At 61.4% G+C, this 20707-nt stretch carries 20 protein-coding genes; 19 read left to right on the top strand and 1 reads right to left on the bottom strand.

Translation table 11 applies throughout. The features are described from left to right. Positions 1-4: 4 nt before the first annotated feature. Genes ACE3P0_RS04690 through mnhG form a run of 4 tightly spaced genes read left to right on the top strand, consistent with a single transcriptional unit; the run spans position 5 to position 2502 of the window. Positions 5-1453 (top strand): proton-conducting transporter membrane subunit, encoded by a 1449-nt coding sequence (locus ACE3P0_RS04690; protein WP_374400343.1) that lies wholly within the window; start codon positions 5-7, stop codon positions 1451-1453. Continuing rightward, positions 1450-1932 carry a Na+/H+ antiporter subunit E gene (locus ACE3P0_RS04695; RefSeq protein WP_374400345.1) on the top strand — a complete coding sequence of 161 codons (483 nt, stop codon included), beginning with the start codon at positions 1450-1452 and terminating at the stop codon, positions 1930-1932. Before ACE3P0_RS04690 ends, ACE3P0_RS04695 begins: the two co-directional genes overlap by 4 nt. After that, on the top strand, positions 1929-2213 hold the full coding sequence (locus ACE3P0_RS04700; protein WP_374400347.1) for a monovalent cation/H+ antiporter complex subunit F: 285 nt from the start codon (positions 1929-1931) through the stop codon (positions 2211-2213). Before ACE3P0_RS04695 ends, ACE3P0_RS04700 begins: the two co-directional genes overlap by 4 nt. Then, entirely contained in the window at positions 2197-2502 is a 306-nt protein-coding gene (gene mnhG / locus ACE3P0_RS04705; RefSeq protein ID WP_374400349.1) for a monovalent cation/H(+) antiporter subunit G, read from the top strand. Before ACE3P0_RS04700 ends, mnhG begins: the two co-directional genes overlap by 17 nt. A gap of 6 nt (positions 2503-2508) precedes the next feature. Here the strand turns inward: mnhG and ACE3P0_RS04710 are convergent, their stop codons facing one another. Next, positions 2509-3267: a PEP-CTERM/exosortase system-associated acyltransferase gene (locus ACE3P0_RS04710; RefSeq protein ID WP_374400351.1), complete on the bottom strand. Its 759-nt coding sequence runs from the start codon at positions 3265-3267 to the stop codon at positions 2509-2511. Between the two features lie 142 nt (positions 3268-3409). On the opposite strand from ACE3P0_RS04710, the gene ACE3P0_RS04715 reads away from it, so the two are divergent. The 15 genes from ACE3P0_RS04715 to ACE3P0_RS04785 form a co-directional block, all read left to right on the top strand. Continuing rightward, a complete protein-coding gene (locus ACE3P0_RS04715; protein WP_374400353.1) occupies positions 3410-4288 on the top strand; it encodes a ThiF family adenylyltransferase in 879 nt (292 codons plus the stop codon). 205 nt (positions 4289-4493) lie between these two features. After that, positions 4494-5429 carry a PEP-CTERM sorting domain-containing protein gene (locus ACE3P0_RS04720; protein ID WP_374400356.1) on the top strand — a complete coding sequence of 312 codons (936 nt, stop codon included), beginning with the start codon at positions 4494-4496 and terminating at the stop codon, positions 5427-5429. 161 nt (positions 5430-5590) lie between these two features. Continuing rightward, the gene (locus ACE3P0_RS04725; protein ID WP_374400358.1) at positions 5591-6211 is read left to right on the top strand and encodes an XrtA/PEP-CTERM system exopolysaccharide export protein; all 621 of its coding nucleotides are present in this window, start codon (positions 5591-5593) and stop codon (positions 6209-6211) included. 34 nt (positions 6212-6245) lie between these two features. Beyond that, on the top strand, positions 6246-7799 hold the full coding sequence (locus tag ACE3P0_RS04730; protein WP_374400360.1) for an XrtA system polysaccharide chain length determinant: 1554 nt from the start codon (positions 6246-6248) through the stop codon (positions 7797-7799). 10 nt (positions 7800-7809) lie between these two features. After that, entirely contained in the window at positions 7810-8754 is a 945-nt protein-coding gene (locus tag ACE3P0_RS04735) for an XrtA-associated tyrosine autokinase (protein WP_374400362.1), read from the top strand. Next, the gene (locus ACE3P0_RS04740; RefSeq protein WP_374400364.1) at positions 8723-10324 is read left to right on the top strand and encodes a TIGR03016 family PEP-CTERM system-associated outer membrane protein; all 1602 of its coding nucleotides are present in this window, start codon (positions 8723-8725) and stop codon (positions 10322-10324) included. The genes ACE3P0_RS04735 and ACE3P0_RS04740 overlap by 32 nt, the downstream gene beginning before the upstream one ends. A 6-nt stretch (positions 10325-10330) precedes the next feature. Continuing rightward, complete coding sequence (locus ACE3P0_RS04745) at positions 10331-11383, top strand: XrtA/PEP-CTERM system-associated ATPase (RefSeq protein ID WP_374400367.1); 1053 nt, start codon at positions 10331-10333, stop codon at positions 11381-11383. Between the two features lie 10 nt (positions 11384-11393). Then, positions 11394-12524 carry a non-hydrolyzing UDP-N-acetylglucosamine 2-epimerase gene (wecB, locus tag ACE3P0_RS04750; RefSeq protein WP_374400370.1) on the top strand — a complete coding sequence of 377 codons (1131 nt, stop codon included), beginning with the start codon at positions 11394-11396 and terminating at the stop codon, positions 12522-12524. A 10-nt stretch (positions 12525-12534) separates the two neighbouring features. Then, the gene (locus ACE3P0_RS04755; RefSeq protein WP_374400372.1) at positions 12535-13374 is read left to right on the top strand and encodes an XrtA system polysaccharide deacetylase; all 840 of its coding nucleotides are present in this window, start codon (positions 12535-12537) and stop codon (positions 13372-13374) included. A gap of 6 nt (positions 13375-13380) precedes the next feature. Further along, complete coding sequence (locus ACE3P0_RS04760; protein ID WP_374400395.1) at positions 13381-14430, top strand: FemAB family XrtA/PEP-CTERM system-associated protein; 1050 nt, start codon at positions 13381-13383, stop codon at positions 14428-14430. A 9-nt stretch (positions 14431-14439) separates the two neighbouring features. Beyond that, entirely contained in the window at positions 14440-15654 is a 1215-nt protein-coding gene (locus tag ACE3P0_RS04765; protein WP_374400375.1) for a TIGR03087 family PEP-CTERM/XrtA system glycosyltransferase, read from the top strand. Next, the gene (gene xrtA, locus ACE3P0_RS04770) at positions 15651-17195 is read left to right on the top strand and encodes an exosortase A (protein WP_374400378.1); all 1545 of its coding nucleotides are present in this window, start codon (positions 15651-15653) and stop codon (positions 17193-17195) included. The genes ACE3P0_RS04765 and xrtA overlap by 4 nt, the downstream gene beginning before the upstream one ends. Then, positions 17195-18334, top strand: coding sequence for a TIGR03088 family PEP-CTERM/XrtA system glycosyltransferase (locus ACE3P0_RS04775; protein ID WP_374400381.1), 1140 nt, complete (start codon positions 17195-17197; stop codon positions 18332-18334). The genes xrtA and ACE3P0_RS04775 overlap by 1 nt, the downstream gene beginning before the upstream one ends. A 50-nt stretch (positions 18335-18384) precedes the next feature. Further along, on the top strand, positions 18385-20313 hold the full coding sequence (locus ACE3P0_RS04780; protein WP_374400383.1) for an XrtA/PEP-CTERM system amidotransferase: 1929 nt from the start codon (positions 18385-18387) through the stop codon (positions 20311-20313). Position 20314: 1 nt separating this feature from the next. Beyond that, positions 20315-20707: glycosyltransferase (locus tag ACE3P0_RS04785; protein ID WP_374400385.1), on the top strand; the 393-nt coding region annotated here is incomplete at its 3' end.

The following is a 20707-nucleotide window of genomic DNA, read 5'->3' on the forward strand; positions in this document are numbered from 1 at the left end:
GCACGTGGCATTCATCTCCAGTCCGCATCTGGTGATTGCTCCGGTCGCGCTTCCGCTGGTGTCGGCAATCCTGACACTCATGTTTCCGCGCTTCGGTCGGGGGTTGAGCCTTCTCGGCGCGGTTGCGATTCTTGGTGCCGCGATGGCGCTGGTCGTGCAGTCTGCAGCCGGCAACGACGCCGTCTACCTGCTGGGGAACTGGCAGGCGCCGTACGGTATCGCGCTGCTGTCGGATCGCCTCAGCGCTTGGGCTGTTTTGGCCACGGCATGGGTGTTGTTCGGGGTATTGCTGTTCATCGTGGGCGGCGATCAGGATCGTGGCGCCTATGCGCATCCGCTGTTCCATGTGCTGTGGATGGGTGTCAACGGCGCATTCCTGACGACTGATGTGTTCAATCTGTTCGTGTTCTTCGAAGTCATGCTCGTGGGGTCCTACGGCGTGGCCCTGCTCGGCGCCGGCCCCCGCGAAGCGGGCGCGACCTTGCGTTACGTGGCCATCAACCTTGCTGGCTCTGCGTTGTTCCTGATCGCGGCGGGCCTGCTGTACGGCGTGGCCGGTAGCCTGTCTTTCGCCGATCTTGCTCAGCGCCTGCCAGCACTTCCGGCTGCCGACCAGCCGCTTGCAAGGGTCGGTGTCGGCTTGTTGGCGGTGGTTTTCCTGCTCAAGGCCGCAGCGCTGCCGTTGAGTGCCTGGTTGCCGCAGACCTACGGCCGCATCTCGCCTGTGTCTGCCGCAGCATTTACTTTGCTGACCAAGCTGGGGGCCTACTCGCTCCTGCGGGTCACGAGCCTCTGGGGCAGCGCGCTGGATGAGGGTTCCTTTTCCAATGGGGTGTTGCTTGCCGGCGTTGGCACAATGTTGCTGGCCGGGTTTGGTGCGCTCGCAAGCCTTTCCTTGGCGCAAGTCGCCACCTGGGGCGTGCTCGGATCGAGCGGTTTCTTGCTGATTGTCTTCAATGCCGGATCGTTGCAGACCCTCGCGGCGGGTTTGATGTATCTGCCGGCCAGCGCAGCCAGCGCCAGTGCGTTGTACCTGGTGGCGGATCTCCACGCTCGCGGGCGGCTGGGCAATGCAAAACTCTGGTTGCTGGCCGCGGCACTCTGCGCCGCGGGCTTGCCTCCGGCTGCATCGTTTCTGGCAAAGATCCAGGCGCTGCACGGCCTGCTCGCGTCTCCTGCCCATGTATGGGTGGCGTTCGCGCTCCTGCTGGCCAGCCTGCTGCTGGTGGTTGGTTTTGCGCGCGCCGCTCTGCGGGTGGCCGGGTCCGGTGGCGACCAGGCAAGCGCAGTCGAGCGCATCGCGCTGTGCTGGTTGTGCGGCGGTGTTGTCGCAGTGACCCTTTTCGCCGCACCGACCCAGCGTTACAGCCTGGCCGCGGCGGATGGCATCACGCACGCGGATAGCTATGTCCGCATGGTGCTCGGCACTCAATCCATGAGGGCACAACCATGAAGGCCGGTCGTGTGTCCATCGTGTGGTTCGTCGGGCTCTGGGCGGGTTGGCTGCTGCTGCAGGGCAGTACGTCGACCGGAAACATGCTGCTGGGAGTGCCTTTGGCTTGCTTGGTGGCCTATTGGCTCGGCCCTAAGCGCGTTCAGGGGCCGCGCTTGCGGCTGCTGCCCCTGTTGCGGCTGATTGCGCGTGTTGCTTGGGACATTCCGGCATCGAATCTGTCGGTGGCCTGGCTTGTGTTGGTGCGCCCCGGGCGCCTGCGGCCGGGCTGGGTCAGCGTGCCGCTCGCGCTGCCGAACGATGTGCGCGTGGTCGCCCTGGCCGGCATCGTGTCGCTGACGCCCGGCACCTTGTCGGTCGACTACGACGCCAAGGGTTCGCGGCTTTGCGTACACGCGCTGGATACCGACAACCCGGATGCGGTCGCGCAGGCCATCAAGGCGCGCTATGAATCCCTGCTGCTGGAGCTTTACGCATGACGGCGATCGTTCTGCCCTACGTCGCGCTGACCTATCTGCTGGCCTTGTTGTTGTGCGGCATTCGGCTGCTGCGCGGCCCCGCGGCCCACGACCGTGTGCTTGCGCTCGATACCCTCTACGTGATCGCCTTGGCCTTGATCGCGGTGCTGGGCATCACATCGGGCAATCCATTCAACTTCGAAGGCATGCTCGCCATCGCGATGCTCGGTTTTGTCGGCACGGTGACCGCGGCGCGCTATCTGATCCGTGCAAGAGGGGGTAGAGATGCCGATCTGGGCTGACACCTTGGTCGCGGTACTGCTGGTCCTCGGCGGCGCTGCCGCTCTGGTGGGCGCATGGGGCCTGGCGCGACTTCCAGGCTTCATGCTGCGGCTGCACGCACCGACGAAGGCCGCGACGCTCGGTGCGGGCTGCGCGCTGGCGGCGCTCGCGCTCTACTTTTACTTCATCGACGGTGCGCTCAGCCTGCGCTATCTGATTCCGCTGGGATTTGTGTTCATCACTGCGCCAGTGAGTGCGCACATGCTGGCGCGTGCGTGGCTCGCCTGCGAGAAGCGCGAGCGGCCCTAGCCGTGTTCAGCGGCCGGCCGCTGCATAGGCGCGGGCAATCGATGCCTCCACCACTTCATAGAGCGGACGCATCATCGGCTTCAGATCGCGCCTGATCACCGCTGGCCGCAGGTAAGAAGGCACCCGCTTACCGCGGTGCTCGACAGGCCCCCCGATCTGCCGTATGTCGAAGCCGATCCGCGAGAAATGCATGGCCAGCCGCGGCTCGGTTAGCACGAAGAGGTGCTCGATCCCTTCCCGCAGCGATATCACGACACAGGCGAGGTACAGGCTCACCGGGATGAACGGAAAGCGTGGCGTTGCACCACCCGCGCGAAAGTCGTCATCACTGATCGACACGGGCTTGTCCTGTTCGTCCTTCCGGCGTCGGAAATCCGATACCACGGCCAGTCGCGACACCTCGGCAATCGCTGATCGTGGTAGCGCAGCCGGATCAATCACCGACCGGTCGAGCGTGGTGGCACAGTACTTCTCGAACGGCAGCGGTGCGCCCGGGTCGTCCGGTTTGGCGAGGATCATCCGCGTGCAGCCGACTGGTCGTGCGTTATCGCCCCGCGTGCGCAACACGCAGTGGAGCGAATGCTCATCGTAGTCGTCGGTTTCTTCGCGGTTCGCCCGCTCGTCCTCGAAATGCAGATCCTTGCAGTACACCTCGTGGCGTACGAAGAACGCCTCATGCCGTACCGCCTCATCCAGTGCCGGCACGATCTCGAAGTACTTGCTGAAGCTATCACCCAGGTTGCCAGGAACCAGTTCGGCTGACATTTTTGTCTCCGTGCCTGCGGAAGCACCGTTGTGTCACAGATCGAGCGCGTTGTTTCATTGCCCCTGTACCGTAGGGCTATGATGACGTGAGCGTCTATGTGCTTGCTGGCCTGCAGGGCCAACTACTTGAGGAGCATCAGAAATGACTCAAAGTATGGCGTCAGGTTTTGATTACGACAACGCGTTCTCGCGCAATCTGGGGTGGACGACCGAGGCCGAGCAGGCTCGACTGCGCAATGCGCGCGTTGCCGTTGCGGGTCTGGGGGGGGTCGGTGGCTTCCATGTCACGACGCTCGCGCGCTTGGGCGTCGGCAAGTTTTCGGTCGCTGATTTCGATGCCTTCGACTACCCCAACTTCAATCGTCAGGCGGGCGCAATGGTCAGCACCGTGGGCCGGCAGAAGTCTGATGTCATTACCGCCATGACGAAAGACATCAACCCCGAGGCGGACATTCGCGTGTTTCCGAAAGGGATTGATGAGTCCAACATCGAGGCTTTCCTGGACGGCGCCTCCGTCTACGTCGATGGCCTGGACTTCTTCGCATTCAAGGCGCGGCAGCTTGCGTTCGCGACCTGTCATCGACTGGGCATTCCCGCGGTAACCGCTGCACCGCTGGGGATGGGCACCTCGGTGCTGGTTTTTCTGCCGGGCGGCATGAGCTTTGAAGACTACTTCGGCTTCGAGGGGCGCTCCGACACCGAAAAAGCGCTGCGCTTTCTCGTCGGGCTTGCGCCCCGTCGCTTGCACAACGCCTATCTGGTCGAGCCGAACCGCATCAGTCTGAAGGACCGCAAGGGGCCCTCCACCGTGATGGGCTGCATGCTGTGTGCTGGCGCGGCGGCGACTGAAACACTCAAGCTCATCCTGGATCGTGGTGCTGTGCGCGGCGCGCCTTGGGGCTATCACTTCGATGCCTACACCAACCGCATGGTTCGCACCTGGCGCCCCGGCGGGCACCGTAATCCCCTGCAGCGACTTGCCATCAGCATCGGCGCCCGCATGCTTGCGAAGACGCTTTAGGTCATCTTCAGCGAGGTGTCGACAGGTCTTACAGCCGTCGTCTCCGGGTGGGTCTGGTAGTGGCGAAGTTGTCAGTGTTGTTCGTATAAGCGACTGATAAATAGAGTAAAAATTCCGCCAACAAAAACGTGGCACATCGGTTGCTTATAAGTCTTCGACGGGCGAACTGGCCCCGATCGATAGAGATAATTGAAAGGAAGCAACCGTGAAACTGACCAAGCTCTCAAAGATTGCTGCGTCGTTGGTGCTCGTCGGTGCGGCTGCGCAAGCGGTCGCGGGCCCGGTGTACATCAACCGTGGTGCAAGCATCTTCGGTGACGGCAAGACTGGCGAAATTACCCAACTCGGCCTGACGGGTAGCCTTGCTACCTCGATCTACGAGCCCGTGGTTCCTGGTGGCCCGGTTGGCCCTGGCGCCAAGATTTACGACACCAACATCAAGTCGATCCTCAATAGTTTCGGCGTGATTGGCAACACCACAGGTGCGTCGATCAACGGTACGCCTGGCGTAAATATCAAGGACACAGCATCGTCCGGTCAGCGCAATATTGATGCGCTGAACCCGCTCGATCCGCTGACCGACGATACCGAAGGCTTTAACACCCCGGGTGGTTGGGGTATGAGCTTCAACTACTACTTCACCGGTGGTATCAGCGCTGCGGGTACGCCGTATTTCGACGGCGGTTATTTCGATCTGTTCTATGTCAGCGGCGACGCCAACAACGGCAAGCAGCTTCTGCATATGAACGTCAATAACTCCGATATCGCTGCTGCGAACCTGGACATCTTGGGTACCTTCACGTTCGATTTCAATGGTGATGGCGATATCACCGATGCGAACGAGACTGCAGATCCGTTCGTGGCCGGTTTCTGGAACGACATCCTGTCGGGCAAGACCTTTGCCGAGGTTGAAGGCGATAGCGGAATTCTGTCGTGGTCGCTCGACACTAACGTTGATCCGCCGATCCCGACGCCGTCGCAACTTCGCGCCTTCGTTGGTGCCGACGGCAAAACCCGCTATGTCCGCCAGTCGCAGCTCGACTCGTCGATCGACTTCGAAGTGCCGGAGCCGGGTACTCTGTCCCTGCTGGGTCTGAGCATGCTCGGACTTGCTGCCGGCGCACGTCGGAAGATGAAGTAAGCGATTCTGCTTCAAGCAAGGCGGAACGGCCCGAAAGGGCCGTTCCGCTTTTTTGTTGTTGGCAAACTTGAACCGTGTCATTTTTGGCGCCCGCTCGGGCGGCGCTCGCGTACCATCATCCGGGCGTTTAGGCGTTTGTACTCGTTAATTGGGGGGTCGTCATGACTCGCGTTTCTTTTGCCAAGGGCACTTGGCTCGCATTGGTCTCCGCTGCTTTCCTGTTTCTCGGAGGGTGTGCTACGCAGTACCCGCCCGCGCCGAGCGGCGCTGTTGCCGCCGACTACAACTACCTGATCGGCGCAGGGGACATGTTGAGCATCGTCGTTTGGCGCAATCCAGAACTCTCGATGGGGGTGCCTGTGCGTCCGGATGGCAAGATCACCACGCCCTTGGTTGAGGATTTGCCGGCAATGGGCAAGGACCCCTCGACCTTGGCCCGCGACATTGAGAAGCAACTTGCCAAGTACATCCGCGATCCCATCGTTACTGTTGTCGTGACCGGATTCGTTGGTCCATACAGCGAGCAGATCCGCGTCGTTGGTGAGGCGGCCAAGCCGCAGATTCTTCCGTACAAACAGAAGATGAGTCTGTTGGATGTAATGATTGCCGTCGGTGGCATCACTGATTTCGCAGACGGCAACAAAGCAAGCATTCTGCGGACCGCAGAGGGCGGCAAGCAGTACAGCGTTCGTCTCAAGGATCTGCTCAAGCGGGGTGACGTTTCCGCAAACGTGGATATGCGCCCGGGCGATGTTCTGATCATTCCGCAGGGCTGGTTCTAAGCGCGTCTCGCCTCAATTCGACAGGTCGTAAAAATTGGAAGAACTTCTCGCAAGTGCAATTGCGCACGCCCGCGGAATGTGGCGTTACCGCTGGTGGGGCTTGCTCGCGGCCTGGATCGGCGGCGTGGTGCTGGCCGTAGTGGTCATGCTGATCCCCGATAAATATGAGGCGCGCGCGCGAGTGTTCGTCGACACCCAATCGGTTCTAAAGCCGTTGATGCAGGGGCTTGCTGTGCCGACGAATGTCGAACAGCAGGTGACGATCCTGAGCCGGACATTGATCAGCCGGCCGAATGTCGAAAAACTCATCCGGATGGCGGACCTTGATCTTGATGTGAAGACTCGCGAGCAGCGTGAGGTGCTGATCGATGATCTGATCAAGCGTCTCACGGTTACAGGCGCGGGGCGTGACGACCTATTCGTGCTGACGTTCAAGGATACGAACCCGGAGCGCGCCAAGCGTGTGGTCCAGGCGTTGGTTTCGATCTTTGTTGAGTCCGGTTTGGGCGACAAGCGCAAAGATTCGGACGAGGCGCGGCGCTTCATCGAAGAGCAAATCAAGAGTTATGAGACGAAGTTGGCTGACGCGGAGAATCGTCTGAAGGAATTCAAGCTCAAGAACCTGGCGCTGTTTGGAGACTCAGGCAAGGACGCGGTGTCACAGATCGGCGAGCTGACAGCGAAGCTCAATCAGGCAAAACTCGAACTGCGTGAAGTGGAAAATTCCCGTGACGCGCTGAAGCGGCAGTTGGTGGGTGAAGACCCAGTGTTCTTGCCCGACAGCGGTCAGGCGTCCGCTGGTAGCGTGTCGATTCCAGAAATCGATGGTCGTATCGACGCCATGAAGAAGCAGCTGGACGCGCTGCTTCAGCGCTACACCGACCAGCATCCGGACGTCGTTGGAACACGCCGGGTCATTGAACAACTCGAGGCGCAGAAAAAGCAGGAAGTCGAATCCCGGCGCAAGAGTGGTGGGATGTCGGGCTCGCTCGGCACAAACCCGGTTTACCAGCAGCTCAAACTTTCTCTGAGCGAATCGGAAGCTAATGTCGCGTCGCTGAAGACGCGGGTCGCCGAATATGAGGCGCGCTTGGGCGCCATGCGGGGGTCGCAGCGGATGCTGCCGGAGATGGAGGCAGAGTTCGCCCAGCTCAACCGTGACTACGAGATCAACAAGAAGAACTACGAGAGTTTGGTATCGCGCCGTGAGGCCGCCAACATGTCCGTTGAAATGGATGCATCTTCCGGTGTGGCGGAGTTCCGCTTGATTGACCCGCCCTCGGTGCCGAGCAAGCCCGCGGCCCCAAATCGTGCGTTGCTGATGCCTGCATCGGGTTTGGTGTCGCTTGCGATTGGGCTGCTTGTCGCCTTCCTGGTGTTCCAGGTTCGACCCGTGTTCTTTGATGGGCGAGCGTTGCGCGAGGTGTCCGGGCTGCCGGTGCTTGGCGTCGTTACGCTGATCGAGACGCCAGTCAGGACTAAACGAGAGCGGATGCAGTCGATCTACTTTGCCGGAGGGCTGCTGTCCCTCGTCGGTGTATTCGCGTTGATGACGGCCGTCTTGGCGCTTCGGGCATTCGGTCTGTAAAGGGGCGACTGTGAGCATCATTGAAAAAGCAGTCGAGCGCCTGGACCAACTCAAGCGCGCCGGTCTGGATGTTGGGAGCGACGCCGTTGCGCAACCGACGCAAACGGGGGCGCCGGCTACCGCTGTACAGGTCAAGCGCGCACCCGTTGACGCGTCGCCGCTGTCCGCGCCGGAGACCGATACGACACGTGAGCGGCGTACTGTTAACATTGACCTTGATCGGCTGGGTGCGCTCGGGTTTGTTTCGCCGACGACGCCGAACAGTCCGATCGCAGAACAGTACCGGATCATCAAACGTCCGGTCTTGCGCAACGCCCAAGGTAAGGGGGCTGCGCCCATCGAGAACGGCAACCTGATCATGGTGACGAGTTCGATGCCGGGCGAGGGCAAGAGTTTTTCTGCGATCAATCTGGCCATCTCCATGGCGATGGAGCTTGACCATACGGTCCTACTTGTTGACGCAGACGTCTCCAAGCCTTCGGTGCTGGCTGCGCTGGGTTTGCCTGTCTCGTCAGGGATGATGGACGTGCTTCAGGGGCATGAGGCGTCGATCGGCGACGTGATGCTTCACACGAACATCGCCAAACTGTCCATCCTTCCCGCAGGTCGTCCTCAACCGCGCGCAACTGAAATGCTTGCGAGCGACGCCATGAATGGCCTGCTGGACGAGCTGGCAACGCGCTACACCGATCGCATCGTGATCTTCGACTCGCCCCCAGTGCTGGTTACTACGGAGGCGCGTGCGCTTGCTACGCACATGGGCCAGGTGATCATGGTGGTGGAGTCCGAACGCAGCACGCACGCGATGGTCAAGCAGTCGCTGGCGGCACTGGAGGCTTGCCCGGTCAAATTGATGTTGCTGAACAAAGTGCGTCAGCAATCGTCGGCTGGCCATTACGGCGTCTACGGCTATGGATACGGTTATGGCTACGGCAAGAATGAGGCTGGCTCGTAAGCCATCTCCGGTTTGCGTACTGGCTGCCTGTTTGGGGGTTATCCCGGCTGTCGCTCAGGCGGACTACGCGTCCACCGGTCTTTTCAACGGGGCGGCTTCGCAGGCAACAGGCTTCGCGGCGGAGGGGCCGTCCAGTAACTGGCGGATTGAACCGACGCTCGGCGTGGGCTTGACCTGGTCGGATAACGTTCGTTTGTCGGCGGAAGGCAAGCACGTCGGTGATTGGTCCTTGCGCGTGGAGCCCGGATTTGCGACCAGTGGCCGCACCAGCCGCTCCTACGGGTCGTTCCGCGCCAGCGTCAACGCGAACGTCTATGCGAACGAGGATTCGTTGAATCGAACGAACCTCAATATGTTCGGTACTGGCACGGTCGATCTGTATGAGCGCAAGTTGATGCTCGATGCGAGCGCGAGCGCAAGCCAGGAACAGATCACGACACTTGGTGCGCCGGCCGGCGGGGCAGCCTACAACCCGAACAATGCGACGCAACTCACGATGTTTTCGCTGAGTCCGTATTTCCGCTGGCAATGGGGGGCCCGTGAAACCGGCGAGGTTCGTTATCGGGCAACCTTGAGTGATTCGTCGAACAGTTTCCTCAACAACAACCTGCGGCAGGATGTGAATCTCATGGTCGGCAACGGTGCCAGCCCTGATCCGCTTGGTTGGTATCTGACCGGCAACCATTCGGTGATCAAGTACGACACGGCCAACGATTCGAAAACATCGGACGCGCGCCTCTATGGTGTCTACGCAGTTGACTCGATGTTCAAGCTTCGTGCCGATGTGGGCTATGAACGAAACAACTTTGCGGCGTTCGGCGGCGAAGAGCAGCAGATCTACGGTGGCGGTTTTGAGTGGACACCGTCGCCGCGGACGCGGCTGGCAGGCATGACCGAGAAGCGCTTTTTCGGTAACGGCTATAACTACGAGTTCACCTGGCGTGGGCCACTTAGTTCGATCTCGGCCAGTTTTGTGCGGGATGTGACGACCACGTCCTCAACACTGAGTAGTGTGCAGTTGCTCGGCTTGATGATTGCCTATGCCGAGGCAGGTACCAAAGCGCCGGACGGTGGCAAGGGCGCAGCGAAGACTTGGGCCGATCGCGGTTTGCCCTCTCTGTACGAGATTCTCTCCGGCGCCACCTTTGTCACTCGCAGTTACTACCTGGAAAAGCGTGCTCAGGTGAGCGGCGGGCTGACCGGCGCTCGTAACGGTGCTGTGCTGTCCTTGACTTACACCGATCGGCGTCGCTTGGTTGATCCGGCGCTGCTTGTGCCGGGGGATCAGTTGGCGAATTTCGATGTTGTGGAGGACATTGGAGGAACCCTGGTGCTCAACCATCGCCTTACTCCGATCAGCAATCTGACTGCGCTGCTTGGGGCGAGCCGTTCGAATGGCGAGGCTTTGGGGCTCAGCACGACGACCCGGCGTCGGGATGCGTCATTGACCGGCAGCACGTCATTTGGGCAAGGCATCATTGGTTCGCTGAGCTACCGATACCAGGCGAGCCGAGGCGCGAGCAGCTACGACGAGAATTCGGTGGCTGCAACGCTCGGCATGCGTTTCTGAGGTTCTATGTACGAGTCTTTTTACGGTTTCACTTCGAAGCCGTTCCAACTCAATCCAGATCCGTCGTTCTACTACGGCAGCCGTGGTCATCGCCGGGCGATGGCCTATCTCGAGTACGGCTTGCATCAGAGCGAAGGCTTCATCGTGATTACCGGCGATGTCGGTGCCGGTAAGACGACGCTCGTTCGAAGCCTGTTGCAGCGGCTTGACTCCAGCAAGGTTGTCGCAGCCCATCTGGTGAGTACGCAGATCGATGCGGACGACATCCTTCGTCTGGTCGCAGCGGCGTTCGGACTGCCCGCCAAGAACGTCGAGAAGGCGGACTTGCTGCTGCAACTCGAGACGTTCCTCGTCAAGCTCACCGCCGCCGGCAAGCGCGCACTGCTGATTGTCGATGAGGCGCAGAACCTTACGCCGCGCGCCGTCGAAGAACTCCGCATGCTCTCCAACTTTCAGTTGGAAGACCATGCTTTGCTGCAGAGTTTTCTTGTCGGGCAGCCTGAGTTTCGCCAGACGATGCAGAGCGAACACATGCAGCAGTTGAGGCAGCGTGTGATCGCGTCCTACCACCTCGGGCCGCTGGATCTTGCGGAAACGCGTGCATACGTCGAACACCGCTTGGGCTGTGTTGGATGGAAAGGGGACCCACGGATCGAGGCGAGCGCCTTCGATGTAATTCATGCTGCGTCAGGTGGCATTCCCCGGCGGATCAATACGTTGTGCGATCGCGTTTTGTTGGCGGGCTTTCTGTCTGAAAGGCACGGCGTGAGCGCCAGCGACGTCGACAACGTCGTGACCGAGATGCGTGAAGAGGCCGGTCCGGAACGCGCCATCACCCCACTGACAGCGATGCCCGGGCTGGATAGCTCGACGCTCTCGCGCCTGCTGGCCGACCCTGCGGCGGCACGGCGTCTGGCGGAAGTCGCAGCGGGTTATCAAGCTTCGCGTCTCGAATCGCGGGTTGAGCAGCTGGAGCAGGTTGTTTGTGCCCTGCTGGGGCTGGGCAACCCCGCCGCCGATACCAATGACCAGGACAAGGAACGCCGGCATGCCGGATGAAGGAGCCCGGATGAAACCGGTGATTTGCGTCGTGGGCGCACGCCCCAATTACATGAAGATGGCCCCGATCGTCAAAGCGTTCGCGGCGCACCAACCGCCCGTGCCGTATCTGCTTGTCCATACCGGTCAGCACTACGACCATGCGATGAACGCGAAGCTGTTTGGTGATCTGAAGTTACCGGACCCCGATGTGAACCTCGAGGTGGGCTCTGCATCGCACGCCGTTCAGACTGCAGAGATCATGAAACGCTTCGAGCCCATCATTGACGAGCACGGTGCTTCTGCCGTGCTGGTCGTCGGTGACGTGAACTCGACCATCGCCTGTGCCCTCGTCGCGACGAAGAAGAGCATTCCAGTCGTCCATGTAGAGGCCGGATTGCGCAGTTTCGATCGCGGTATGCCGGAGGAAATCAATCGGGTGCTGACCGACCAGATCGCTGATCTGCTCTACACCACCGAGGCGGGCGCTACGGCCAACCTGGCGCGTGAGGGGATTGCCGAGTCGCGTGTCCAGTTTGTCGGCAACGTGATGATTGATTCGCTGCGGGCGAATCTCGCGCAGGCGGTGCCGGTCGAGCAGACGCTCAAAGCGGCCGGGCATTCCGGCGACGCGCTGAGTTCGCCGAACGGTTTTGCGCTTGTGACCTTGCATCGTCCTTCCAACGTGGATGATCCGGATACCTTGAGCGGGCTCGTCGACACCTTGTGCGAAGCGAGCGAGCGTTTGCCCATCGCGTTTGCGGTGCATCCGCGCACGCGTAGCAATCTGGAGCGCTTCGGATTGTTTGCTCGTCTTGCCGCTGCGCGCATCGTGCAACTGCCACCGCAGGGCTATCTCGAAATGCTGGGCCTGATGTCGGCCGCACGGGTTGTGATGACGGATTCGGGCGGCATTCAGGAAGAGACCACTGCACTTGGCGTGCCTTGCCTCACTTTGCGCGAGAACACCGAACGCCCGATTACGGTTGATGAGGGCACCAATACGCTGGTGGGGCGCGACCACGCTGCGATCATCCACGCGCTGGATCAGATCCTTATTGGCGGCGGCAAGGCAGGGCGTTCTCCGGCCTTGTGGGATGGCCGCGCCGCAGAGCGCATCGCGGCGCATCTGCATGCATGGCTCGCTGCTCGTGGCCAATGACGGGGCTGCCATGAAGTCCGCAGTGAAGAACGCGCTGACGATCGACGTGGAAGACTACTTCCAGGTTTCCGCGTTGGCGTCGCACTTCCCTCGCGCGCAGTGGGATGCCGTGCCGTGCCGGGTTGAGGCGAACGTTGATCGGATACTCAGCTTGTTGCATGAGTACGGCGCGAAGGCGACTTTCTTCACGCTCGGGTGGGTGGCCGAACGATATCCGAAGCTGGTGCGTTTGATTGTCATGGAAGGGCATGAACTTGCCAGCCATGGTTATGGCCATGAGCGCGCGAGTGCGCAGACACCGGAAGCCTTTCGCGCGGATGTATCGCTGGCCAAGGCGGTGCTTGAAGACATCGCAGGGGTCGAGATTCGTGGCTACCGTGCGCCGAGTTTTTCGGTGGGTACAAAGAACTTGTGGGCTCATGACGTACTGAGGGAGACCGGGCACGTATACAGCTCCAGCGTGTACCCGATCGCGCACGACCACTACGGCATGCCAGACGCGCCGCGGTTTCCCTACTACCTGACGAACGGCTTGCTTGAAATTCCGGTGACGACGGTGCGATGGGCGGGGCGTAACTGGCCCGCAGGCGGCGGCGGGTATTTCCGGCTGCTGCCGTATCCGGTATCGCGCTGGTCCTTGCGGCGGGTAAACGGTTTGGACAAGCGTTCTGCGATCTTCTACTTCCATCCCTGGGAGATTGATCCCGCCCAGCCACGTGTTGACGCGGCGGATGCGCGGACGAAGTTCCGTCATTACGTGAACCTCGAACACATGGAAGGTCGGCTGCGCCGATTGCTGGGCGATTTCAACTGGGATCGCGCTGATCAAGTATTCCTGCCCAAGGCCTGATTGATGATGAGAGACTTTGTGGCTGAGCCGGTCGTTGTTCGGCGACTGGTGTCGACGGATCGTGCGCGTTGGGACGCCTTTGTGCGTGCCTCTCCGTCAGCGAGCTTCTTTCACCTGTCTGCGTGGCAAGGGCTGATAGAGACTCATCAGGGGCACGACACCTACTTCCTTATGGCCGAGCGCGGCGGCGAGATTGTTGGCGTGCTGCCGCTTGCCGAGGTGAAGAGCCGACTGTTCGGTCACTCCCTGGCGTCGCTTCCATTCTGTGTTTACGGCGGTGTTGCGAGTGAAGATCCTGCAGCAATAGCGGCACTTGAATTGGAGGCCGATCGCATTGCGCAGCGTCTGGGTGTCGCGCATCTCGAGTACCGCAACGTGCTCCCGCGCCATACCGACTGGCCCAACCAGGATCTGTATGTGACCTTCCGCAAGCGGCTGGAGGCGGATGACGAGGCCAATATGGCGGCGATTCCGCGCAAGCAGCGAGCGATGGTGCGGAAAGGCATCAAGAATGGCTTGATCGCAAGCCGTGACGCCGACGTGGATCGCTTTTTCTCGGTGTATGCCGATAACGTCCGTCGTCACGGCACGCCAGCGATGTCGCACCGTTGGTTTGCTGCGTTGATGGACGCCTTCGGCGACGATTGCGAAGTCATGACCGTGACGACGGCCGACGGGGCGTCACTGTCGAGCGTGCTGAGCTTCTACTTCCGCGACGAGATCCTGCCGTACTACGCAGGTGACCTGCCGGCTGCGCGCGATCTGGCGGCGAACGATTTCAAATACTGGTCACTGATGCAACGCGCACTCGAACGCGACTGCAAAGTGTTCGACTACGGCCGCAGCAAGGTTGGCACCGGGCCCTATGCGTTCAAGAAGAACTGGGGTTTCGAGCCGACGCCGCTGGCCTATGAATATCGCTTGTTCAAGCGTGACAGCATTCCGCAAAACAATCCTATGAACCCGAAGTACCGCGCGTTCATTGCGCTCTGGCAGCGGTTGCCATTGGCAGTGGCCAATCGGCTTGGGCCGATGATTGTCCGTAACCTCGGCTGACGGGCATCGATGCAGAAACCGCCACTGCTCTATCTTGTGCACCGGATACCGTATCCACCCAACAAGGGGGACAAGGTTCGGTCGTTCAATCTGTTGAAGTACTTCGCCCAACACTATCGAGTGTATCTGGGAGCTTTCATTGATGACCCGGCCGATGCCCAGCATGTTGCTGCGCTGTCCGAATGGTGTGAAGGCGTGCACTGCGAACCCATCTCTCCACGGTGGGCGCGGCTCGCGAGCCTGCGTGGGCTCGTGACGGGAGAGGCGCTGACACTTGCGTACTACCGTCAGTCGTCGATGCTGAGTTGGGTGAAAGCAACAGTTGCCGAGCACAGGATTCGTGACGCTGCGGTGTTCTGCTCGGCGATGATGCAGTACATCGAAGCTGTACCGGGGCTCAACACCCTTGCGGACTACTGCGACGTCGACTCGGCAAAATGGACGCAGTACGCAGAGGCGCACCGCGGGCCGATGGCTTGGCTGTATCGTCGCGAGGGGCGCAAGTTACTGGCGTACGAGCGCCATGCAGCGGAAGTGGCGCGAGCGGTGACGTTTGTCTCGGAGGCGGAGGCCGACCTGTTCCGTACTCGGGCGCCGGAGGTGGCGGCTCGGGTGCTTGCCGTCAGCAATGGCGTCAATGCCGCTTACTTTTCACCGGAACACGATTTGCAGTCGCCATATCCAGAATCCGGACCGAATATCGTGTTCACCGGTGCGATGGATTACTGGCCGAACATCGATGCTGTCCGCTGGTTTGTGCGTGAAGCTTGGCCTGCAGTTGCTGCAATGGATAGGCGGGCACAGTTCTGGATTGTTGGCATGAACCCATCCCCTGAAGTGCAGGCGCTGGCAGCCGATACGCGGATTCATGTTACTGGTACGGTGCCTGACGTTCGCCCGTATTTGCGAGATGCGGCGGCCGTTGTTGCACCGCTGAGGGTTGCGCGGGGCGTCCAGAACAAGGTGCTCGAGGCAATGGCGATGGGGCGGCCGGTTATTGTGTCCAACGACGCCGCGACCGGGATCAACGCCGTCGACGGGCAGGATTTCTTGATCGCCAGGACGGGGTCGGAGTACGTCGATGCGATCAAGTCGCTGTTGGCAGATGCTGACCGCGCCCATCAAATCGGTACGGCCGCGCGCCGCTGTGTGCTCGATCACTACAGCTGGGATGCGCATCTCGCACAACTTGACGTCTTCATGCTGGGAGCGTCACAGGCATGAGCGCATCGGCTTTCGCGAACGACTCTGAAAAAACGCAGGGGCTCAGGATCGTTGGGTCAGGCCTTGCCGCCTTTCTGCTCGTGGTGGCGGTCTTTTGGCCGACGGCAGTCGAGATGGCGTCGATCTGGTGGCGTTCCGAAACTTTCGCCCACGGACTTGTGGTGCTACCGATTTCGGTCTGGCTGCTGTGGGGCATGCACGACGACATGGTTCGCCAGCCCTTGCGACCGGCGCCGCTTGCGCTGCTTGCACTGGCAATTGCCGGCCTCGTCTGGCTGGTCGGCGAGAGCGCAAGTGTTGCTGCGGTGACGCACTTTGCGCTGGTGGCGATGGTCTGTTCCGCCGTCTGGTTTGTGTGGGGACATGCACTGACATGGACTGCGATCTTTCCGCTCGCCTTCCTGTTCTTCGGTGTGCCGTTCGGCGAGTTCCTGATCCCTACGCTGATGAATCACACCGCCGACTTCACGGTCGCCGCCTTGCGTGTGACTGGCGTGCCGGTATTCCGGGAAGGCAACAGTTTCGTGATTCCGAGCGGTGCCTGGTCCGTCGTTGAGGCCTGCAGCGGGATTCGCTATCTGATCGCGTCGATCATGGTTGGCGTACTGTTCGCATGGCTCAACTACAGGTCGTTGCGTCGGCGCCTGCTGTTCATCCTCGCTGCGACTGCGGTACCCCTGGTTGCAAACTGGCTGCGCGCCTACCTGATCGTCATGCTGGGCCATCTCTCGGGCAACAAGATCGCGACGGGCGTTGACCACCTGATCTATGGCTGGCTGTTCTTTGGTGTGGTCATCGTTGCCTTGTTCTGGGTCGGCTCGTTCTGGCGCGAGGGCGATGCGCCTGAGGCGGACGCTCCTTCGTCGAACGAAGCTGTGCGAGGCGCTGACGCCGCGTCGCTACCGAAACTGTTGGGCTGCTGCGTCGCCATGCTCATGGTTCTGCTGGTCTGGCGCCCGCTCGAAGCCTGGCTGGCGGCTACACCGGGCGCTGCGGTCTACACGCTCGAGGCGCCTCACCCGGCTGCGGGCTGGGTGGCGACCGCAGAAGCGCCGGTTGCCGGCTGGCAGCCGACCTATGTTGGCGACCGCGCGCGTCTCGTGCGGACCTACCGCCAGGGCGCCGATACGGTGACACTCTTCATCGCCTATTACGCGAGCCAGACGCCGGGGCATGAACTGGTGCAGTGGGACAATCGCTTCGTCACCGCTGAAGACAAGCGCTGGCGTTACGGCGGCGAGCAGCTTGATCGCTTCTCGAACGGCTATGAGCTGTTACGCACGCAATTGCTCGGCGAACCGGATCGCGTCGATGTGTGGTCCTGGCTCTGGCTCGGCGACAGCGTGACGGCCGACCCCAAGCGCGCTAAGTTGGCCCTCGTGGCCGATCGCTTTGCGCATCGGCCGGACGACTCGGCGGCAGTGATTGTCGTTGCGCGAAGGGGCGATGGGGCGACGGACCCGCGCACGCTGGTCGAACGTTTCGTGCTGGCTCACCAGGCCGAAATCGAGCGCGTGTTGCGCGCGACTCCGCGCAACTGATGCCACCGCTGATCGCACATATCGTCTTCAGCTTTCGCGTCGGCGGGCTGGAGAACGGGATGGTCAACCTGATCAACCGCTTGCCTGCAAATCAGTTCCGCCACGCCATCGTTTCGCTGACTGACGTCGATCCTGCATTCGTCGCACGGATCGCGCGCCCCGATCTGCAGATCATCGAATTGCACAAGAAGCCGGGCCCCGGCGCAGCGTTGTTTCCGCAAATGTTCCGGACCTTGCGCGTGCTGCGGCCTGCCATCGTCCATACACGCAATCTGGCCGCACTGGAAATGGCGGTGCCGGCCTGGGCGGCAGGTGTTCCGGTGCGAATTCATGGCGAACACGGCCGCGACGTGGATGATCCGCACGGTGATCGTGCAAAGCCGCGCTGGGTGCGGCGTGCCTACAGCCCCTTCGTGACGCAGTACATTGCGCTGTCGCGCGAGCTGGAGAACTATCTCACCGCGCGCGTAGGCATCGCCAATCGGCGCGTGAGCCTGTTCTGTAACGGTGTCGATGCGATGCGGTTCCATCCGGCCGAGAGGGGGCGAAACGCGCTTGCAGGCTCGCCGTTCAACGACCCTGCGCTGTGTGTCGTTGGCACGGTGGGCAGGCTCCAGGCGGTCAAGGACCAGCTTGGTCTGGTGAAGGCTTTCTCGCTCATTGCGGGCCAGCTGCCGAACCTGAGATTGGTCATCGTCGGCGAGGGCGGTATGCGCGGCGCGATCGAATCGGCGGTCCGCGATGCGGGGCTTGTATCGAAAGTGTGGCTGGCGGGTGAGCGGGCCGATGTGCCGGATGTGATGCGGAGTTTCGACATCTTCACCTTGCCGTCGATTGCGGAGGGCATCTCGAATACGGTGCTCGAGGCGATGGCGAGTGGGCTTCCCGTGGTCGCCACCGCCGTCGGCGGAACGCTCGAGCTGGTCTGTGAAGGCGAAACGGGCACCCTCGTTCCGGCCTCCGACCCTCAACGGCTCGCGGCTGCGCTGGCCGGGCTTGCGCGAGATCCGGCCCGCATCGCCGCGTTTGGACATGCCGCGCGTCAGCGTATCGAGGCCGAGTTCAGCCTTGATGCCATGGTGGCCCGCTATGGAAATCTGTATTCGCGTGCGCTCGAAGGCTCAACCCGACGCGCCTGAATCGTCAAGCGAGTGCGCCTGTGGGCGCGGAAGAATGAGGTAGCGCGAGTATGTGCGGTATTGCCGGCATGTTTGATACGCGGGGGCGACGTGAGCTGCCGCGCGACATCGTGGAGCGCATGGCGGACGTGCAGCGCCACCGCGGCCCGGATGAAACCGGCTTCCACTTCGAGCCCGGCGTTGCGTTTGCGCACCGTCGCCTGTCGGTGATCGATCCGGCAATGGGGCAGCAGCCGCTGAGCAACGAAGATGGCTCGGTGATCGTCGTGTTCAACGGCGAGATCTACAACTTCCAGGAACTGGTGCCCGAGCTCAAGGCGCTTGGCCACACGTTCCGCACGCACAGCGATACCGAAGTGATCGTGCACGCGTGGGAGGCCTGGGGCGAAGCCTGTGTCGCACGTTTCCGTGGCATGTTTGCGTTCGTGCTGTGGGACCGCAAACGCGAGACGCTTTTCGTGGCGCGCGATCGCCTGGGCGTTAAGCCCTTGTTCTACGCGCTGCTCGACGATGGCATGTTTCTGTTCGGGTCGGAGCTCAAGGCCTTGCTCGCGCATCCGCGCTTCCCGCGCGAGATAGAGCCCGAGTGCGTCGAAGACTACTTCGCGCTCGGCTATGTGCCAGAGCCGCGCTGCATCTTCCGCGGTGCGTTCAAGCTGCCGCCGGGCGAATCCTTCGTGTTGCGCCGTGGCGATACGCAATGCCGGCCGGCTCCGTACTGGGATGTCCGCTTCACCTGCGACAACCGCATGAGCGTTGAAGCAGCGTCCGAAGAGCTGGTTGAACGTCTGCGCGAATCTGTGCGTCTGCGCATGATTGCCGACGTGCCGCTTGGCGCCTTCCTGTCGGGCGGCGTTGATTCGAGTGCTGTCGTGGCGACGATGGCGCATCTGTCGTCGGAGCCGGTCAATACCTGTTCGATCGCGTTTGACGATCCAGCATTCAATGAATCCGAATTCGCCGCGGTGGTGGCGCGCCGCTATGCCACCAACCACCACGTCGAAACGGTGGCGAGTGACGACTTCGACTTAATCGATGAACTGGCTCGCCTTTATGACGAACCGTACGCCGACAGTTCGGCCATTCCGACCTACCGCGTCTGCCAACTCGCTCGCCAGCGGGTGACCGTGGCCTTGTCTGGCGACGGCGGCGACGAGAGTCTCGGCGGCTATCGGCGGCACCGGCTGCATGTGATGGAAGAACGTATGCGCACCGCGCTGCCGCTGGGCGTGCGTAAGCCGGTGTTCGGGTTGCTGGGCAGGCTGTATCCCAAAGCCGACTGGGCGCCGCGGGTGTTTCGCGCGAAGACGACTTTCGAGGCGCTCGCGCGCAATTCGGTTGAAGCCTACTTTCATACCATGTCCGTCCTGCGCGACAACCAGCGGCACGCGCTTTACAGCAACGCGTTCCGTGCGCGGCTGGGCGGGTACTCGGCCGTCGAGGTGTTTCACCGCCATGCCCGCCACGCTGGCACCGACGACCCGCTGGCGCTGATTCAGTATCTTGACTTGAAGACCTATCTGGTCGGCGACATCAACACCAAGGTCGATCGGGCATCGATGGCGCATTCACTGGAAGTGCGCGAGCCGCTGATGGATCACAAACTGGTCGAATGGCTGGCGACCCTGCCTTCGGATCTGAAGCTGCGCGGCATGGAGGGCAAATTCATCTTCAAGAAGGCGATGGAACCCTATCTGCCGGCCGATGTGCTGTATCGCCCCAAGATGGGCTTCGCCGTGCCGCTTGCGCGCTGGTTCCGTGGGCCGCTGCGCGAACGTGTGCGCGAATCCCTGCTTGGCGAGCGGATGGCTGACACTGGCTTGTTCAACCAAAGCTATCTGCAACATCTGGTCAGCGATCACCAATCCGGCGTGAAGGATTACAGCGCTTCGATCTGGGCGCTGCTGATGTTCGAGGCTTTCCTGCGTAATGTGGCTGGTGATGCGGTACAACCCGCCGCCCTTGGGATGGCAAGCTGACATGCGCGTTCTACATATTCTCGACCACTCCATTCCGCTGCACAGCGGCTACACCTTCCGCACGGCGGCGATCTTGCGCGAGCAGCGTCGGCTCGGCTGGGAGACCTTCCATGTGACCTCGCCGAAGCAAGGTGCATGCGCTGCGCTTGAGGAAACCGTGGATGGCCTGCAGTTCTTCCGCACGCCGCTGCCCACCGCGGCGTGGTCCGGCAAGCCGCTGCTGGGCGAACTGGAGCTGATGCGCCAGCTGGAGCGGCGCATTGATGAGTTGATCGTGCAGATCAAACCGCAAGTGCTGCATGCGCATTCGCCTGTGCTTAACGCGATTCCCGCAATCCGCGCTGGGCGCCGGCATGGTTTGCCGGTGGTCTATGAAGTGCGAGCCTTCTGGGAG

The organism is Niveibacterium sp. (genome assembly GCF_041909475.1).
GTDB lineage: Bacteria > Pseudomonadota > Gammaproteobacteria > Burkholderiales > Rhodocyclaceae > Niveibacterium.

Coding starts and splice junctions, on each gene's coding strand:
- ACE3P0_RS04715 (WP_374400353.1), top strand. CDS start 3,410: ATGACTCAAAGTATGGCGTCAGGTTTTGATTACGACAACGCGTTCTCG.
- ACE3P0_RS04725 (WP_374400358.1), top strand. CDS start 5,591: ATGACTCGCGTTTCTTTTGCCAAGGGCACTTGGCTCGCATTGGTCTCC.
- xrtA (WP_374400378.1), top strand. CDS start 15,651: ATGAGCGCATCGGCTTTCGCGAACGACTCTGAAAAAACGCAGGGGCTC.
- ACE3P0_RS04765 (WP_374400375.1), top strand. CDS start 14,440: ATGCAGAAACCGCCACTGCTCTATCTTGTGCACCGGATACCGTATCCA.
- ACE3P0_RS04695 (WP_374400345.1), top strand. CDS start 1,450: ATGAAGGCCGGTCGTGTGTCCATCGTGTGGTTCGTCGGGCTCTGGGCG.
- ACE3P0_RS04780 (WP_374400383.1), top strand. CDS start 18,385: ATGTGCGGTATTGCCGGCATGTTTGATACGCGGGGGCGACGTGAGCTG.
- ACE3P0_RS04755 (WP_374400372.1), top strand. CDS start 12,535: ATGAAGTCCGCAGTGAAGAACGCGCTGACGATCGACGTGGAAGACTAC.
- wecB (WP_374400370.1), top strand. CDS start 11,394: ATGAAACCGGTGATTTGCGTCGTGGGCGCACGCCCCAATTACATGAAG.
- ACE3P0_RS04760 (WP_374400395.1), top strand. CDS start 13,381: ATGAGAGACTTTGTGGCTGAGCCGGTCGTTGTTCGGCGACTGGTGTCG.
- ACE3P0_RS04775 (WP_374400381.1), top strand. CDS start 17,195: ATGCCACCGCTGATCGCACATATCGTCTTCAGCTTTCGCGTCGGCGGG.
- mnhG (WP_374400349.1), top strand. CDS start 2,197: ATGCCGATCTGGGCTGACACCTTGGTCGCGGTACTGCTGGTCCTCGGC.
- ACE3P0_RS04710 (WP_374400351.1), bottom strand. CDS start 3,267: ATGTCAGCCGAACTGGTTCCTGGCAACCTGGGTGATAGCTTCAGCAAG.
- ACE3P0_RS04700 (WP_374400347.1), top strand. CDS start 1,929: ATGACGGCGATCGTTCTGCCCTACGTCGCGCTGACCTATCTGCTGGCC.
- ACE3P0_RS04745 (WP_374400367.1), top strand. CDS start 10,331: ATGTACGAGTCTTTTTACGGTTTCACTTCGAAGCCGTTCCAACTCAAT.
- ACE3P0_RS04740 (WP_374400364.1), top strand. CDS start 8,723: ATGGCTACGGCAAGAATGAGGCTGGCTCGTAAGCCATCTCCGGTTTGC.